Below are 16,920 nucleotides of genomic sequence, written 5' to 3'. Positions count from 1 at the left end.
CTAAACAAATACAAATTGATAGTGAAACGCTATAAACTCCTAACTCTAAAACCTTGTTTTCAACCTTAGAATTTCTTGGTATCTGATAAAGGAACCGTACTATTTTTTAATCGTCCGGTTTAATAGCATGTAGTCCGCCAAAACCAAAGCGGTCATGGCCTCAACAATAGGCACGGCACGGGGAACCACACACGGATCGTGCCTTCCCTTTCCCTGGGCCTGTACTTTGTTCCCCTCCTTGTCTATGGTTTCATAACCTTGTATTACGGTAGCTACAGGCTTAAAGGCAATATTAAAGTAAATATCCATACCATTGCTTATACCACCTTGAATACCACCACTATAGTTCGTCTGCGTAGTGCCATCAGAGTTGAATTTGTCATTATGGTCGCTACCTTTCATTTTAACCCCTTCGAAACCACTTCCATATTCAAATCCTTTTACAGCATTAATAGATAACATGGCCTTTCCGAGTTCTGCATGAAGTTTATCAAAAACGGGCTCCCCCAAACCTACGGGTACGTTCTTGGCTACGCAGGTAATAACGCCGCCAATGGTGTCGCCTTCTTTGCGCACTTCTTTGATATAGGATTCCATTTTGGCCGCCGTTTCTGGATCGGGACAGCGCACCGGATTCGACTCTGTAAGCGACAAATCCAATTCGTTATACGATTTATCCAATCGCATGTTGCCAACTTGGGAGACAAAAGCGTTTATTTCTATTCCTTGCAAGAACTGTTTGGCTATAGCCCCTGCCACCACCCTACTTGCCGTTTCCCTGGCGGAACTGCGACCACCGCCCCTATAATCGCGAAAACCATATTTTTGGTCATATACGTAATCTGCGTGTGAGGGACGGTAGGAATCCTTAATATGCGTATAATCGTGGGATTTCTGATTGGTATTGTGAATAGCAAAACCTATTGGAGTCCCGGTCGTTTTACCTTCGAAGAGTCCTGAAAAAAACTCCACCTCATCCGGCTCCTTGCGCTGGGTTACAATGGCCGACTGCCCAGGTTTGCGTCTGTCCAACTCATTTTGAATAGCCGCTACATCCAATTCGATTCCGGCAGGACAGCCGTCTATTACACCTCCTATGGCCTTTCCATGTGATTCTCCGAACGTACTTACTTTAAAAAGATTGCCAAAGGTATTTCCTGCCATTTATTTATGAATAAGATATGTATTATATAGTGTTTGTATTACTATTTAGTCATGACTAAAAAGGAGCTATCACTTTAATTGTCGAAAATTCGCTTGTAAAAACTTGATTTTCTCAACTCGCTCAAAATCGATTGCAAAGATAAATCTTAAATGTTCCCAACCCAAATTGACACCACCTTATACCAATGCCTCTTTTAAAATAGTAACGGGATGTTTAGCCTTACGTTTTGTACCGTCGTAAATTTGATGCCTACAACTGGTTCCATTGGCAGAGATAACCACATCTCCCTTGGATTTCCTTATGGAAGGGAATAGTTTCAACTCACCTATTTGCATACTTACTTGGTAATGCTCTTTTTCGTAACCAAAGGAACCTGCCATACCACAGCAACCGGAACTAATAATGGACACCTTGTAGTTTTTCGGAAGATTTAATATGTCAAAAGTTACTTTTTGATTGCTCAATGCTTTTTGGTGGCAATGGTTGTGAATTTTAATTTCTTTTGAATCCTCCGTAAATGCAGTTGCATCCAAATGTCCTTCAGTTATCTGCTTAGCTAAAAACTCCTCTATTAAAAAGGAATGGTCCGCAATACGTTGCGCGTTTTCCTTATTTTCCGTAAGGCGTTTGTATTCATCCCTAAAGGAGAGGATGGCGGAGGGCTCCAGCCCTACGATGGGCAGTCCTTGGTCGGCAAAGGCCAATAGTGCCGCACTGTTCTTTGTTGCCAGTTCTTTTGCTTGTTTTAAAAAGCCCTTGGAGAGGTAGGTTCTTCCGCTTTCGGCATAATATAAAGACACATCATAACCTAATCGAACCAACAAATCTATCGCATCCTTACCGACCTCAATATCCAGATAGCGCGTAAATTCATCGATATATAAAACTACTTTCGATTTTATTACATTATTTTGATTTACAGTACTTTGAAGCTTCTTATCGAAATTAAAACTATAAACTTTTGGTAAGCTTCTTTCTGTTGCCACACCACTGGCTTTTTTCACCAAACCACTTAAAAATGTAGAGTCGTAGACGGCATTGGTCAATCCGGCAAACTTACTTCCAAGACGGTTGAGCCTAGTGTTGTGCGCAAAGAGTTTTCCACGTAAGGGATAACCGTTTTGCTCTTGATATTGGTACAGGAACTCGGCTTTTAAGGTTGCGATATCTACATTGCTGGGGCACTCGCTCGCACAGGCTTTGCAACTGAGGCATAGGTCGAATACTTCCTTTAGCTCCTCACTATCAAAACCATTGGTAGATTTTTGCGGATGGGTCAGGAATTCCCGCAAGGCATTGGCCCTGCCCCTAGTGGTATCCTTTTCATTTTTGGTAGCGTGATAACTGGGACACATGGCACCGGACATCTGGTGGGTCTTTCTACAGTCCCCGCTCCCATTGCATTTCTCGGCAGCCTTGAGAATACCCTCGCTATCGGAAAAGTCCATCAGGGTCTGGATTTCGGGTTCCGCCCTGTCAATTTCATATCTAAACGATTCGTCCATGGGATAGGCGTCCACTATCTTTCCGGGATTAAGAATATTGTTAGGGTCAAAATAGGATTTTACACGCCTCAAAAGTTCGTAATTTTTATCACCTATCATTAAAGGGATGAACTCTGCCCGCACAATACCATCGCCGTGTTCACCGCTAAACGAACCTTTATATTTCTTGGTTAACAAGGCAACATCCGTGGTTATGTTTCTAAAAAGCGTAACATCAGCAGCTTTTTTAAGGTTCAAAATAGGCCTCAAATGCAGTTCGCCGGCTCCGGCATGAGCGTAATAGACCGCTTTCTGTCCATAACCTTTCATTATTTGTGTAAACTCACCGATAAACCCCTTAAGGTCCTCCAAGGCAACTGCGGTATCCTCTATACAGGCCACCGCTTTCATATCACCCACGATGTTGCCTAGCAACCCCAGTCCCGCTTTTCTTAGTTCTATGGCCTTGTTAATATCATCACCAAAAAGTACGGGATGTGCGTAACTGAGTCCTGAATTTTTGATGGTTTTCATCACCTCGGCAATGGTTTCCCCAAGCTCTTCCTCGTTATGTGCGCTTACCTGTAGCATCAGCAGGGCTTCGGGATCGCCGTTCACAAAAAAGCGGTTCGCCATTTGCGCCCTGTTATTTTTGGTACAATCCAAGATCACCTTATCCATCATTTCACATAATTGCAATGGATGTTCCATTACGGGAGCTACATCGAGAAGGCAGTCCTCCAAGCTTTTGTAATGCGTAACCACCATGGCGGAGAGCGGTGGTGGCAAATTATCCAATTGTAGGGTAATTTGGGTGGTAAATGCCAAGGTGCCTTCACTTCCGCAAAGTAATTTAGCAAGATTTATTTCTTCTTCGTTCCCTCCAAAGTTAACGGATTTCAATAATTCGTCCACCGCATAGCCAGTATTCCTACGATGAATCTCAGGCTTGGGGAATTCAGCTTTTATTTCGTTAGCTATTAGATTATTGGATAGTTCTTTATGTATGTTTTTATAAATTGATGCTTCAACCGATTCTTCTTTAAGTTTATCTTCATATTCGCTTGGGGAAAGTGCGCTAAAATCTGCTAGGGTCCCATCGTACAGTACCGTCCTCAACGAGACCACTTTATCCCTGGTCACTCCATATTGTATTGAGGTCGTGCCCGATGAATTATTGCCGACCATGCCCCCGATCATACACCTATTGGAGGTGGAGGTGTTTGGGCCAAAAAATAATCCATAAGGTTTTAGGTATTGGTTAAGTTCGTCCCTAATTAAACCTGGTTGAACGGTTACTTGTTTTTTTTCCTCGTCCAAATGAAGGATTTTTGTAAAATGTTTGGAAACGTCCACAACAATTCCGTCACCCACGCATTGTCCCGCCAAAGAGGTTCCTGCCGTTCTTGGAATCAAACCTATGTTATGGGTATTTGCGAAACTAAGGAGTTTTTGAATATCGCCAATAGTTTTAGGAAAGGCAACGGCCATCGGTATTTTACGGTATACAGAGGCATCGGTCGAATATAAGGTCTTTGATAGCGCATCTATTCTAAATTCTCCTTTAAGCTCTTTTGATAACGGGGAAAATATACTATTATTCAAACTGGCACAATTTTGGTAACGAAATTAAGTTTTATTGTTTGAGCTATCAACCAGAACAGCTCATTTTTTATTCATTAAATAAAACGGAACATTATGAAACTGTTACAATCATTTACGATTATTCTTTTATTAACGGGAGCTGGCCTTAGTGCGCAAAGTATTTCAGATCATGCCCTAGGACTACGGTTGGGCGATAGCGACGGCTTTGGGGCGGAAATATCATACCAAAAATCAATTACCAATACCAACCGGATCGAGGTTGATCTGGGCTGGAGGGACAGCAGAAATTTCAGTGCTTTTAAATTGGCCGGCCTATACCAATGGGTGCGCCCTATAGAAGGAGACTTTAACTGGTACTACGGTGTTGGTGGCGGATTGGGTAGTGCCGATTTCCCTAGACTTCCCAATAGAGATGATGTTGGGGGACTCTTCATTTTTGGAGCTGGTACTATTGGAATCGAATATGATTTTGATTTCCCCTTGGTACTTTCGCTGGATTTTAGACCGGAACTGGGCCTAGTTGGATATGACGGATTTACCGATAGTTTCGATTTCGATATTGGCCTTGGTATTCGATATCAGTTTTAAACGAAAAATTATAATTATTAAAAGCTATCTCGCTATTTGCAGGTAGCTTTTTTTTATGCTTTAATATAAGTACATTTGGCGTTTAAATCAAAAATTTATGAAACATAGTTTATTCCTTTTAATAGTGCTTGTGATGGCAGTAAGCTGCAACCAAAATCCGGATGGTTTTCTGATTAAAGGAGAGCTTAGGGGCGATTTCGAGGAAGGCACTCAGGTGTTCTTAAAGAAAACAGGAGATAATGGCCAACCAATGGAGTTGGACACCACCATAGTGGTTGACGGCAAGTTTGAGTTTTCGGGTACAACTACGGAGCCCGACATTCATTATATTTTTGTTGATAAGCTGCCGGGATATACCGCCATTATAGTAGAAGATGGTACTATTAATTTTAATGCGCAAAAAGACAGTCTTGGTTTTGCAAAGGTAGATGGTACGCTACAAAATGAAATATTCTTTAGCTATTTGGATAAGTCCAAAGAGCTTTCTCAGCAGGCAAGGTCCATTCAAGAAGATATGCAAAGAGCAAGTAGTGTTCAAGGCAACGAAGCTACGGTGATGGCCTTGAACGATGAGATGCAGGAGCTTCAGGATGAGTATAAGACTTTTGAAATGGATTTTATTAAAAATAATCCAAATGGGTTGATTTCCGCCTTGCTGTTAGATAGGGCAATATCAATGAATACAGTTACCGTAGAGGAAATACAGGCAATGTATGACGCTCTTACACCAGAGATAAAGGAAACTAAACCTGGAAAAAAAGTGCTTGATTTAATAGCCCAAAAGAAAAAAGCGGAGGAAGCAAGTAAAAGCACGGCAATTGGAGCAAAAGCACCAGAGTTCTCCGGCCCCAATCCCGATGGCGAGATAGTTGCACTCAGCGATATAATGGGCAAAGTGACTCTTATAGATTTTTGGGCGGCGTGGTGCCGACCTTGCAGAGCAGAGAACCCCAATATTGTTGCCGTATATGAAAAATATCACGACAAGGGCCTTAATGTTATCGGGGTATCCTTAGATCGAACTGCCGAAGCTTGGAAAAAAGCAATTAAGGACGATGGGTTGGACTGGCATCAAATTTCCAACATTGCTTATTTTGACGATCAGATTGCAAAAATGTATAACGTTAACGCGATTCCTGCAGCATTTCTACTGGACGAAAACGGTATTATCGTTGCCAAAAATCTCAGAGGCCCACAACTAGAAGCTAAAGTATCGGAGCTATTGGATTAGGCGTCTTACAAACTAGAAAGCCCTTGGGAACCTAATGTTCCCAAGGGCTTTTTTATTATGCTTCCCGTGGACTTAGAATTTATTCTTAATATCCCTAAAAGATCCTTTTACACTTGTGCTACCATTTCTGTTTACCGTACCAAAAATATTAACAACGGAATTTTCGCCAACAAATTCTATACTGGCACCATCATTAAGGTTTAGGTCGCCATAAATAGTCAAATTCCCTTCAACCCTTAGCGTAGCGCCACCGTTTACATTTATGTTTTTTCGATTGTTATTTCTTCCTACCACAAAGGTACCGTTCATTTCAAAAAGAGAATCGGAATTAAGGTTTACGCCGTTCCTTACCGTCCAAGAACCACATAATAATAAAGTTCCGGATACATTAAAGTTGTTGAACCTTTTGGCTCCTCTGTACGCTAAATTTTGATTAGTATTTACAGATAAATTGGAACTTCCCCTGTATGCCGATAAATCTGCACAACGGGCTACCAAACTCTCCTCTGGTCTATTAAGTTTAATTATTTGTAATCCTTCTTTACCGGAGGCCGCAAAAATATAATCGTCTTTTGATGCCACGTAGTTAATCGATCCTTCTAACTGTATAATACCAACAAGATCCGTACTGTTTTGCTGTTCTTCCGATAAGCAAAGACCTGCACCACCATTTGCCATAAGCAATGCTTCTTTGTTCGTTGCCACCGCGTTAGTGACCACATCTGCACCATCCACATTATCCGGACTTAACAAAATAGGAACATACTGTATAAAGGAACCCGTATTTGAATTGTACACTCCAGCGCCTTTAGAGCCTTCGGCAACGACAATGTTTTCACCGGAAAAATCCAAGGTTCTTTTAGTGTTGTTGCCAAAATCCGAATCTATAGGAATATCTCTAACCGTGTTTAAGTCCGAATCTAAAATACTGATACCTTGGCTGGCGTCCAATACGGCAATCCGATTATCCTGTACCGCAACAGACCTTAAATCCATAAATGGCGCCTGTTTCTTGGGTGTTAGGTCGGCCTTATTATACGTAGAAACAAAACCCTCGCGACCACTCGTAACTAAAACCTCACTGGATGTTACAGCGATATCCGTAGCATTATAGCCCTCCTGGAATGCGTAAACAATACCAGCATCAACGTTTATTCTTCCGTTGAAAGTTTGAAGTTTTGCCACAAACGAATTAGCAGTAGCCGTAACCGACTTTTCAGAATCTACACCACCAGCTATATATATGTATCCGTTATCATACTTAATTGAATTAATATCGGCATTTACATAGTATAACCTGGCTGTTACCCTTGGGTTGGTTGGATCGCTAACATTTATAACATCAATTCCACCAACATAACCGGCGTCTGCAGTGTTATAGGAAACATACGCATAAGAACCCGAAACATCTACATGGGAGGCAGTTAGATTAGCTCCTCCGCTAAAAGAAGGTACATCTATTTGAGCGACCAAGGTTAGCGGATAATCACCGGCTAAATCGTTTTTACCGCTCAAGTAGGACTTACCGGCAATATTTTCTTCATCGTAAATATCCAAGACCCCTGCTTTATCAAAAAGAACACTGTTCTCAAGAAGGGTTTCATTGGTTTCCATTCGAATATCGCTTTTGTCCGGATTTTCAAAAACGGTAGTTTCATCGCTACAAGAGCTAAGTGCTAGTGCAAATAAAATTATTGATAGGGGTAACTTTTTCATGATGTAATAAAGATTTGGTACATAAGTTCATTAAAGAACGTAGCCAAATCCTTCTACATATAAAACAGTATCCTTTTTCGATGAACTACTTAAAATGGGGATAAATTGTTTTAAAATAATAAGACAATTCCTACAATATCAGATTTTTCCAGCTCTTGCCAGAATAAATAAAAGAACGATCGGTAAGGCCAAAATCACCATCATAAAAGTATCCGTCACTAAAAGCGAGGGCATAAATAGAACGGTACTTACATAGCCGCCAACGGCACCCCCAAAATGTGCAGTATGGCCAATATTGCCAAGTCTACTTTTCATACCGTAAATGGAATATAAAAGATATCCTATTCCCAGAACATACGCCGGCAATGGAATTGGAATGAACATGATGCCTAATCTCATATCGGGCTGTAGGAGGATAGCCGCATAAAGAATCCCTGTAACCGCGCCACTGGCCCCAACAGCACTGTAATAGGGCTCGTTCTTATGAAAAAACAATGCTAAGAGGCTTCCTGCAACAAGACTAATAAAATAGATAATTAAAAATTTTCCGGAACCAAATCCATTGATTACCACCTCGGCAAAAAAGTAGAGGGTAAACATGTTAAAGAACAAGTGCGAGATATCTACATGAAGAAAACCAGAAGTTAGCATGCGTTCTTTCTGCCCTGCCTTGATCGCACCAATGCCAAACTTGTAGCGTTCAAAAAAATACGTATCGTTAAATCCCTTTAAGGAGACCAGCACATTGGCGGCAATGATAGCTATCGTGGCTATGCTTAGGTTGTTCATCTGTAAAGCTTAAATTTGGGCTCAAATATAGCTATATTTGTCGACTATAATCTAGCACATGCAGCTACTGGCGTTTATCATATTGTATCCTTTTTTGTGGCTTATTTCCATTCTGCCCCATCGCTTGTTCTACGGATTTTCCGATGTTGTATTTTTCTTTGTGTATTATGTTTTTGGGTATCGGAAAACAGTGGTAAGAGCCAATTTAGAACTTGTTTTTGCGAATAAAACCTCGACAGAAATCAATAGGATAGAAAAGGATTTTTTTAAACACCTTTGCGATGTGTTCCTTGAGATGGTCAAAACAATGGCACTTACCAAGGAACAGGTACAAAAAAAGTATAAGGTCTTGAATATTGAAGTGCTCAAGGAATTGGAAAAAGACCGAAGCATTCTTATTTTGTGTTCTCATTATGCCAATTGGGAGTGGAACGTGAGCATTAACAATTATGTAGATGCCAAGGGATATGCGGTCTATCAAAAAATCACCAACAAATATTTCGATTCCTTTATACGTAAAGTGCGCGCAAGATGGAATACCAGCCTTATTACACAACAGGAGACAGTAAAGACGGTTGTTCGCAACAAACGGGACGGTGTCATTGGAATTTTTGGAATGGTCAGCGATCAATCGCCACAAAGACATAGGGCACAATACTGGTCCGAATTTATGGGAATAAAAGTTCCCGTGTTCAATGGTGCGGAAACTATGGCACGGAAATTAGGGTTAGCAGTGGTTTTTTTAAAAGTAAGTAAGGTGAAACGCGGCCACTATCAGGCCGAGTTTATCCCCATTACCGAAAACGGTAAAGAAACAGATGAAAATTATATTACCGAGACCTTTTTAAGGTTGACGGAAAAACAGATCTACGAAAAACCGGAACATTATTTTTGGACGCACAAACGCTGGAAACATAGGGGAAAACAACCGGCCCACTTTGCAAAGACTTCTTCATAACACCTGCTACTATTTTCTTTTCTTTTACGGTGATTTTAAAGCTATTCACTATATTTAACGTTGTTGTATTGAATGACTTCAAAAGTTAAATTGTAATAGATGGAAATACTGGAAACAATTTATGATGAAATAATCGGATTTCTGGGTATAGCCCAAGCATGGGAAATTCTCCAATCCGGAGATTTTAGTGCGTTTAGAACATACGACGGTATCGTTGCCCTAATTTACCCGTTGATTCCCTTTCTAGTGCTGTTAGAGTTGACCATGGGACTACTCTATAAAAAACCACAGACCAAAGTATACAAGGTAAATTTTCTGATCTACATCTTTAATAGGTTTGTAGGCCGTTTCATTTCAATAGCCATGATTACCTGGATTATTGGTTTGCTGCAGCCCATTGCGCCTTTTCAGACCAGTTTAACCTGGTACTGGTTCATCTACGGATATATTGTTTGGGAATTCGGACACTTTCTGTATCATTACTGGGGCCATAAAGTGCGTTTGTTCTGGTGCTTACATTCTACCCACCATGCACCGGAGGACATGAACCTCTCCGTAACATACGCACATTTCTTTTTGGAAGGCCCGTATGCGGACACCATACGAACTACCGTTTGTATCTTGCTTGGCGTACAGCCGGAATTGTTGTTTTTGATCATGTTTATTGATGGGACTTGGGGCGCTTTTATCCACGTGGGTGAAAACCTTATCAAAGATGCCCGCTTCGGGATTGTTGGAAAGTACATTTTAACACCATCCCACCACAGGGTACACCACGCCAGAAATCCTTTGTACATGGATACCAACTTTTGCAATCTTTTGAATATTTGGGATCGGGTCTTTGGTACCTACCAGGAGGAACAGAAAGAGATTAAAATAGAATATGGCATTACCAGGCAGATGGATTCGGGAAATTTCCTTGATGTGTATTTTGGGGAAATTGTAGCCTTGGCCAAAGATGTTGTAAAAGCACCGGGCATCGTAAACAAAATTAAATATATTTTTATGCCGCCGGGATGGAGCCATTTGGGAAAGCATGAAACGGCAAAACTAGTTCGGGAACAGTATTTTAAAGAAATGGACGGAAAAGCCAAGGTAGTAAAGCCAACCTAATTGGAAATATAAATCCCAACACTTAAAATAAGCATTGGGATTTTTAATTTGAATTGATGAAATCAGGAGGTTTACACTCCCGCAATCTCCTTTAGTTCCAAAATCATACGTTCTGCCAATGCATCTGCCTCGGCCTGACTCTTGGCTTCGGTATAAATACGTATAATGGGTTCGGTATTGGATTTCCTTAGGTGTACCCAATTCTCGGGGAAATCAATTTTTACACCATCAATGGTGGTTATATCTTCGTTCTTGTAGGTCGTTGCCATCGTATTCAAAATAGCATCCACATCAAGCTCCGGTGTCAGCTGAATCTTCTTTTTACTCATAAAATAACTTGGATAGCTCGCCCTAAGTTCGGCTACGGTGCCTCCCCTTTCTGCCATCAACATTAAAAATAGGGCCGTTCCTACCAGCGAATCCCTTCCGTAGTGACTTTCCGGATAAATAATACCACCATTGCCCTCACCACCAATAATGGCATTGTTCGCTTTCATTTTGGTCACCACATTTACCTCGCCCACAGCAGATGCCTCATAGGTACCTCCGTGCTTTTCGGTAATATCGCGCAGCGCTCTGGAGGAGGATAGGTTGGAAACCGTATTTCCTTTGGTCTTGCCCAATACATAATCCGCACAAGCGACCAAGGTATATTCCTCACCGAACATTTCGCCATCATTACTAATAAATGCCAAACGGTCTACATCTGGATCAACCACGATACCAAAATCAGCCTTCTCGGTAAGCACCAATTCACTAATATCCGTTAAATGTTCCTTTAGCGGTTCCGGATTGTGCGGGAAATGTCCCGTTGGGTCACAATACAATTCCACTACCGCTACCCCTAGTTCCTTCAATAAAGCGGGAATGGCGATGCCACCGGTGGAGTTTACCCCGTCTACCACCACTTTAAAGTTCGCCTTGCGGATGACATCTGCATCGACCAAGGGAAGGTTAAGCACTTCATCAATATGAATATCGATATAACTATCGTTCTTTGTTATTTGCCCTAAATCGTCTACCTCCGAAAAATTGAAATCTTCCTTTTCGGCTATGTCCAATATCTTGGCACCTTGGGCAGCATCCAAAAACTCGCCTTTTTCGTTCAACAACTTAAGCGCGTTCCATTGCTTTGGATTATGACTTGCCGTTAGGATGATACCACCGTCCGCTTTCTCCAAGGGCACGGCAATTTCTACTGTGGGTGTGGTAGATAGGTCCAAATCCACTACATCTATTCCCAATCCTACCAGGGTAGACACTACTAAGTTCTGTATCATTTCTCCTGAGATCCGGGCATCACGACCTATGACCACTTTTAAGTTGTCTTTCTTGGAGTACTCCTTGAGCCAAATACCGTAAGCAGCGGCAAATTTTACCGCGTCTATAGGAGTTAGATTATTACCGGGCTTACCGCCTATTGTTCCTCGTATTCCAGAAATGGATTTGATCAGTGTCATATTTTTAGTATAAGTTTTTGCAAATATACATGGTCTAGTAACAATTGGGAGGCTTGCAATTCGTAAATTCGACCTGCATAAACTTTTATCGGTCAATGAACTTTCTTGCCCATATTTATCTCTCCTTTGGCGATGCCGAAGTAACCTTAGGGAATTTCATTGCAGATAGTATTCGGGGAAATAGGTACAAACACCTTCCGCCACGAATTATAAAAGGCATTACCCTGCATAGGCAAATAGACTCTTTTACGGACAGTCATAAGATACCTAAGCAAAGCAGTAAACGTTTACATGCAAACTATAGCCATTACAGCAGGGTTATCGTAGATATCTACTACGACCATTTTTTGGCCAAGAACTGGGAACGCTATTCAGATATACCCTTGGATGTTTTCGTTGATGATTTTTATGATTTATTGGAAGATAACTACGCCATACTACCAGATGGCGTAAAACGGATGATGCCCTATATGCTAGCGGATAACTGGATTTTCAATTATTCAAAAATAGAAGGAATAGCCAAGGTGTTGAACGGAATGAACAGAAGGACAAAGAACAAATCGAAAATGAACTTTGCTATAGTTGACCTGGAGGAACATTATGAAGAATTTGAAAACGAGTTTACCTTGTTTTTTAAAGAATTGATTATCTTTTCCCAACAGAAATTTAATTCGCTATAACGTATTTACTATACCATCAAACTACCACTACATCATGATTAAAAGAATCTTTGTCCTTTTTGTTTTTCCTATTTTATTTGTCCAGTGTAAAAAGGCTCCTGTAATCCCCACCGGACTTGTGGCCGAAAAGGCCATGGTAGTCTCTGCGCGTGAGGAGGCCTCCAAAATTGGCGTGGACATCATGAAGAAAGGGGGGAATGCCTTTGATGCCATGGTAGCCACGGAAATGGCCTTGGTAGTCGCCTACCCTTTTGCCGGTAACCTTGGTGGTGGCGGCTTTATGGTCTATAGAAGAGCAGATGGGGATGTTGGCGGACTGGATTACCGCGAAAAGGCACCCTTGGCAGCACATAGGGATATGTATTTGGATTCCTTGGGCAATGTAATTCCCGGAAAAAGTACCCTTGGCGCTACTGCGGTGGGCGTTCCCGGTACCGTGGCCGGAATTATGGCGGTACACGAAAAATTTGGCTCCCTACCCCTCGCCGAAATCATGGCACCCGTAATTGCACTGGCCAAAAAAGGCGTGGTGGTCACCGAAAATCAAGAAAAGCGATTGGCAAGTCAACGCGATAAAATTGTGGAGGTCAGCGGCGACAGCACCAAATTCGCAACGGCATTCAAAGCAGGCGATATCATTCGCTATCCCAACCTTGCCAAAACGATGCAACGCATAGCAGAAAATGGTAGAGACGGATTCTACAAAGGGGAAACCGCGCAAAAACTAGCTGCTTTTATTCAAGAAAAAGGAGGTTATATTACCGAGGAAGATTTGGAGAAATACGAAGCGGTATGGCGGCAACCTGTTGTATTCGACTACAAGGATATTCGTATTATTTCTATGAGTCCGCCTAGCAGTGGCGGTGTAACCATGAACCAGATTTTTAAGATGATGGAGCCTTATGAGGTGTCGGATTTTGGACATAACTCCGCAAAAACGGTGCAATTGTTTACCGAGGCATCAAGAAGGGCCTACGCCGACCGAAATTATTACCTGGGCGATCCGGATTTTGTGGACATCCCCTTGGATGTGATATTGAGTAAAAGCTACCTCACGGAACGCATGGAAGGATTTAGTTTTGATAAGGCCACCAAATCCGCGGATGTGTCCCATGGCGAAGTGGAGATTGTGGAGAGCATGGAAACGACCCACTACTCAATTGTAGATGCGGAAGGAAACGCCGTATCGGTAACGACAACATTGAACGGTGCCTATGGCTCCAAGCTCTATTCGGATGAGCTGGGCTTTTTTCTGAACAATGAAATGGATGATTTTAGCGCCAAAGCGGGGGTGCCCAATATGTTCGGATTGATTGGTGCAGAGGCCAACAGCATTGCCCCAGAAAAACGAATGCTGAGCAGTATGACGCCTACCATTGTGGAGCGGGACGGTAAACTATGGATGGTAGTAGGAACACCCGGTGGATCAACCATTATTACGGCGGTGGCCCAAACGATATTAAATACGTACGAGTTTAACATGAGTATGCAAGATGCGGTGAACGCCCCCCGTTTTCACCACCAATGGCTACCGGATATGGTTATCTTTGAGCCACAAGGTTTTTCGGAGGAACTGAAGGAAGAAATGAAATCCAAAGGCTATATTATTAACGAGGATCGCACACCCATAATTGGTAAAGTAGATGCTATAAAGGTACTGCCTGATGGCAAATTGGAAGGTGGCGCGGACAAACGTGGTGACGATGCGGCGGCGGGGTTTTAAAAGCCCCCTAACCCCCAAAGGGGGAACTCTTATGGCATCCATTGAGGTAATTCTTTTGTAAATGGTATTCGCTGTTTACGGATTGAAAAATAAGATTGTCCGGAGCCATTAAATATAAAGCGGTGTTTAATTTTTTTGAATGATAATTTAGAAATGAAATTGATTAAAAAACTACTTAAAATACTAGGCATATTCCTTGCTGTGTTACTTGTTGGCTTCATTGTCGTGTACGCTATCTACAATGAAAAATTACCGGAAGGCAGACCGGGTGCCGATGCGGATGCCTTGGCGGAAAAGATGCTTACTACCTTGAACTATGACAAGTTTAAGGATACCCGTTATCTGGAATGGTCGTTTCAAGGGGGTGCCCACCAATACAAATGGGATACCGAAAAACGCAAGGTCGATGTCTCTTGGGATGATTATCTGGTAAAACTTGATTTGATATCTACCGGTTCCAGTAAAGCCTTCAAAAATGGAGAGCGCATGATGGACATAGAAAGCGAGGCTATTATAGAAAAAGCCGTAGATTATTTTAATAATGATTCCTTTTGGTTAGTAGCTCCGTATAAAGTCTTTGACCCCGGCGTAAAACGAAGTATCGTTCCCCAGCCAGATGGTACGGACGCACTTTTAGTTACCTATAGCCAAGGAGGAAGTACACCAGGGGATTCTTATCTGTGGTTATTACAGCCCAACGGCTTTCCCAAAAGCTTTAAAATGTGGGTCAAGATTATACCTATTGGCGGTGTTGAAGCTACTTGGGACGACTGGGCCGTGATGGAAAGCGGTGCATTTTTACCAAAATCGCACGAAATGGGACCTGTTAAATTAATGATGGGCGATGTGAGGGGGTATAACGAATAGAATTGCTTTTTCATGGTGCTTGTTTTCAGTAACTTCTATGATGAATAGCCCCTTTGGTCTAGACCTGACAGGTTTTGAAAACCTGTCAGGTCTTTATCTATTTTTGTAATGCCCTTAGTACATTTATTGAAAGTCAGTTGTTTCTTAAAATGTTTGGTTTTCATGGAAACTGATTACCATTTGTTTATCGATAAAAAGTTATGGAAATAAAACTCTTGTTACAAAATGAAATTACGGAAGAATTACAGCACCAATTGTCGAAACTGTATCTTCAACTTAATTCCGAACTAAAACAACTGCCGTTGGCCACCATTTTGGCCGTGCCCGAAAATTTGGATGTGGCCATTTGTTTGGAAGACGAAATTTTAATAGGTATGGCGATGATGGCAAAGTACAAGGTGGTTTCCGGTCACAAGGGAATGATCGAAGATGTGGTGGTTTCCCAAGACCACAGGGGCAAGGGCATAGGCAGAAAATTAATGGAACTGCTCCTGCAACGCGCCAAGGAATGTGAACTGGACGATGTACTTTTATTCAGTGGTCACCACAGGACGGCGGCCATCGGTCTGTATAAAAGTCTTGGGTTTACGTTAAAGAATAGTGGCCTTTATGTAAGGAAAATGAAGGCTTAAATCGGTAATATACAACTACGTATCCTATTAATCCGTAGGTGACAGATAATCGACACTGACCATAAAAGGCTTTAACTACACCTTTTTTACATGTTGCAACTGATTTTTAAGTTCGTCCATGGACTCTTGCAGCTGACGTAACAGTCCGGTATCCGTAGTAGCATCTACGTTAAAGGTAATCTTGCTGCTCACCTCCCATATTTCCTGTATCAGAAAGGGTTTGATATCGTATGGCGGATAAGTTTCGTTCAGGGATACAAGGGTTATATTATTGGAATTGGGCCGTTTCTCTATTTTTTTGACCATCACGGAATCCTGTAGCACCACCACATACATTTTGTTGGCGCTTACATGGTCTATGTGTTCAATGGCCCTGGCCAATACCCATTCCCCAGGATGCAAATTGGGCAACATGCTATCTCCTTCTACCTGAAATCCCCTGTACGTAGCATTTCTAAATTCGGGTATGGGCAAATCAAACGCAGGAAGTTGTTGGTACCAGCTCGTGTCCGCAATGTTTTGAGGATATCCGGCGGCTGCCTTTGCGTTTACCAAGACCATATTATCATTCTGCTCGGCATCTACCGTAACTACTTTAGGAATAACACTGGTATTGGAGGTTTCCAAATACTGCTGCTCGCTCTCCCCAAATAACCAAAGCGGATTTATTTTAAACTGCTTTAATAGCTCGGAAACTACTTTTCCGGAAAGTTTAGTACGGCCACGCTCAATATCCGCGGTAGTATTGGATACGCCCAACAAGGCGGCAAATTCGGCCTGTGTAAAGCCCAGATCCCTTCGGATGTCTATAAATCGCTTTAAGGTAAGTTCATTTTCCATACTCAAAGATAACAAATATGGATTATATCCAAAATATTATTTGGATTATTTCCATAATTAGGAATATAT

At 41.9% G+C, this 16,920-nt stretch carries 14 protein-coding genes; 8 read left to right on the top strand and 6 right to left on the bottom strand.

The window, feature by feature from the left end:
* Positions 1–99 precede the first annotated feature (99 nt).
* Complete coding sequence (aroC, locus tag ACFQZJ_RS08880) at positions 100–1,164, bottom strand: chorismate synthase (RefSeq protein ID WP_379933965.1); 1,065 nt, start codon at positions 1,162–1,164, stop codon at positions 100–102.
* Between the two features lie 177 nt (positions 1,165–1,341).
* Complete coding sequence (locus ACFQZJ_RS08875; RefSeq protein ID WP_379933964.1) at positions 1,342–4,254, bottom strand: FAD-binding and (Fe-S)-binding domain-containing protein; 2,913 nt, start codon at positions 4,252–4,254, stop codon at positions 1,342–1,344.
* A gap of 93 nt (positions 4,255–4,347) precedes the next feature.
* On the opposite strand from ACFQZJ_RS08875, the gene ACFQZJ_RS08870 reads away from it, so the two are divergent.
* Positions 4,348–4,842, top strand: coding sequence for a hypothetical protein (locus tag ACFQZJ_RS08870; RefSeq protein ID WP_379933962.1), 495 nt, complete (start codon positions 4,348–4,350; stop codon positions 4,840–4,842).
* Between the two features lie 97 nt (positions 4,843–4,939).
* Positions 4,940–6,073, top strand: a complete 1,134-nt coding sequence (locus ACFQZJ_RS08865) for a redoxin domain-containing protein (RefSeq protein WP_379933960.1) — start codon at positions 4,940–4,942, stop codon at positions 6,071–6,073.
* 72 nt (positions 6,074–6,145) lie between these two features.
* Here the strand turns inward: ACFQZJ_RS08865 and ACFQZJ_RS08860 are convergent, their stop codons facing one another.
* A complete protein-coding gene (locus tag ACFQZJ_RS08860) occupies positions 6,146–7,789 on the bottom strand; it encodes a hypothetical protein (RefSeq protein WP_379933958.1) in 1,644 nt (547 codons plus the stop codon).
* A 138-nt stretch (positions 7,790–7,927) separates the two neighbouring features.
* Positions 7,928–8,578, bottom strand: a complete 651-nt coding sequence (locus ACFQZJ_RS08855; protein ID WP_379933957.1) for a rhomboid family intramembrane serine protease — start codon at positions 8,576–8,578, stop codon at positions 7,928–7,930.
* Positions 8,579–8,636: 58 nt separating this feature from the next.
* On the opposite strand from ACFQZJ_RS08855, the gene ACFQZJ_RS08850 reads away from it, so the two are divergent.
* Together ACFQZJ_RS08850 and ACFQZJ_RS08845 are read left to right on the top strand one after the other, a co-directional pair.
* Positions 8,637–9,536: a lysophospholipid acyltransferase family protein gene (locus ACFQZJ_RS08850; protein WP_379933956.1), complete on the top strand. Its 900-nt coding sequence runs from the start codon at positions 8,637–8,639 to the stop codon at positions 9,534–9,536.
* Positions 9,537–9,635: 99 nt separating this feature from the next.
* Positions 9,636–10,649: a sterol desaturase family protein gene (locus ACFQZJ_RS08845; protein ID WP_379933955.1), complete on the top strand. Its 1,014-nt coding sequence runs from the start codon at positions 9,636–9,638 to the stop codon at positions 10,647–10,649.
* 71 nt (positions 10,650–10,720) lie between these two features.
* Here the strand turns inward: ACFQZJ_RS08845 and glmM are convergent, their stop codons facing one another.
* The gene (gene glmM / locus ACFQZJ_RS08840) at positions 10,721–12,109 is read right to left on the bottom strand and encodes a phosphoglucosamine mutase (protein ID WP_379933953.1); all 1,389 of its coding nucleotides are present in this window, start codon (positions 12,107–12,109) and stop codon (positions 10,721–10,723) included.
* A gap of 95 nt (positions 12,110–12,204) precedes the next feature.
* On the opposite strand from glmM, the gene ACFQZJ_RS08835 reads away from it, so the two are divergent.
* The 4 genes from ACFQZJ_RS08835 to ACFQZJ_RS08820 all read left to right on the top strand — a co-directional run bounded on the left by ACFQZJ_RS08835 (position 12,205) and on the right by ACFQZJ_RS08820 (position 16,011).
* On the top strand, positions 12,205–12,789 hold the full coding sequence (locus tag ACFQZJ_RS08835) for an acyl carrier protein phosphodiesterase (RefSeq protein WP_379933952.1): 585 nt from the start codon (positions 12,205–12,207) through the stop codon (positions 12,787–12,789).
* Between the two features lie 34 nt (positions 12,790–12,823).
* Positions 12,824–14,512: a gamma-glutamyltransferase gene (ggt, locus tag ACFQZJ_RS08830; RefSeq protein WP_379933950.1), complete on the top strand. Its 1,689-nt coding sequence runs from the start codon at positions 12,824–12,826 to the stop codon at positions 14,510–14,512.
* A 153-nt stretch (positions 14,513–14,665) separates the two neighbouring features.
* A complete protein-coding gene (locus ACFQZJ_RS08825) occupies positions 14,666–15,379 on the top strand; it encodes a hypothetical protein (RefSeq protein ID WP_379933949.1) in 714 nt (237 codons plus the stop codon).
* A gap of 200 nt (positions 15,380–15,579) precedes the next feature.
* The gene (locus tag ACFQZJ_RS08820) at positions 15,580–16,011 is read left to right on the top strand and encodes a GNAT family N-acetyltransferase (protein ID WP_379933947.1); all 432 of its coding nucleotides are present in this window, start codon (positions 15,580–15,582) and stop codon (positions 16,009–16,011) included.
* A gap of 75 nt (positions 16,012–16,086) precedes the next feature.
* Here the strand turns inward: ACFQZJ_RS08820 and ACFQZJ_RS08815 are convergent, their stop codons facing one another.
* Positions 16,087–16,851 (bottom strand): XRE family transcriptional regulator, encoded by a 765-nt coding sequence (locus ACFQZJ_RS08815; RefSeq protein ID WP_379933946.1) that lies wholly within the window; start codon positions 16,849–16,851, stop codon positions 16,087–16,089.
* Positions 16,852–16,920 lie beyond the last annotated feature (69 nt).

The organism is Maribacter chungangensis (assembly GCF_042676845.1).
Lineage (GTDB): Bacteria > Bacteroidota > Bacteroidia > Flavobacteriales > Flavobacteriaceae > Maribacter > Maribacter chungangensis.
Note: the sequence above shows the minus strand (reverse complement) of the source record. Positions and strands in the feature narration are given on the sequence as shown.

Coding starts and splice junctions, on each gene's coding strand:
- ACFQZJ_RS08815 (WP_379933946.1), bottom strand. CDS start 16,851: ATGGAAAATGAACTTACCTTAAAGCGATTTATAGACATCCGAAGGGAT.
- ggt (WP_379933950.1), top strand. CDS start 12,824: ATGATTAAAAGAATCTTTGTCCTTTTTGTTTTTCCTATTTTATTTGTC.
- ACFQZJ_RS08860 (WP_379933958.1), bottom strand. CDS start 7,789: ATGAAAAAGTTACCCCTATCAATAATTTTATTTGCACTAGCACTTAGC.
- ACFQZJ_RS08845 (WP_379933955.1), top strand. CDS start 9,636: ATGGAAATACTGGAAACAATTTATGATGAAATAATCGGATTTCTGGGT.
- ACFQZJ_RS08820 (WP_379933947.1), top strand. CDS start 15,580: ATGGAAATAAAACTCTTGTTACAAAATGAAATTACGGAAGAATTACAG.
- aroC (WP_379933965.1), bottom strand. CDS start 1,164: ATGGCAGGAAATACCTTTGGCAATCTTTTTAAAGTAAGTACGTTCGGA.
- glmM (WP_379933953.1), bottom strand. CDS start 12,109: ATGACACTGATCAAATCCATTTCTGGAATACGAGGAACAATAGGCGGT.
- ACFQZJ_RS08850 (WP_379933956.1), top strand. CDS start 8,637: ATGCAGCTACTGGCGTTTATCATATTGTATCCTTTTTTGTGGCTTATT.
- ACFQZJ_RS08870 (WP_379933962.1), top strand. CDS start 4,348: ATGAAACTGTTACAATCATTTACGATTATTCTTTTATTAACGGGAGCT.
- ACFQZJ_RS08855 (WP_379933957.1), bottom strand. CDS start 8,578: ATGAACAACCTAAGCATAGCCACGATAGCTATCATTGCCGCCAATGTG.
- ACFQZJ_RS08835 (WP_379933952.1), top strand. CDS start 12,205: ATGAACTTTCTTGCCCATATTTATCTCTCCTTTGGCGATGCCGAAGTA.
- ACFQZJ_RS08825 (WP_379933949.1), top strand. CDS start 14,666: ATGAAATTGATTAAAAAACTACTTAAAATACTAGGCATATTCCTTGCT.
- ACFQZJ_RS08865 (WP_379933960.1), top strand. CDS start 4,940: ATGAAACATAGTTTATTCCTTTTAATAGTGCTTGTGATGGCAGTAAGC.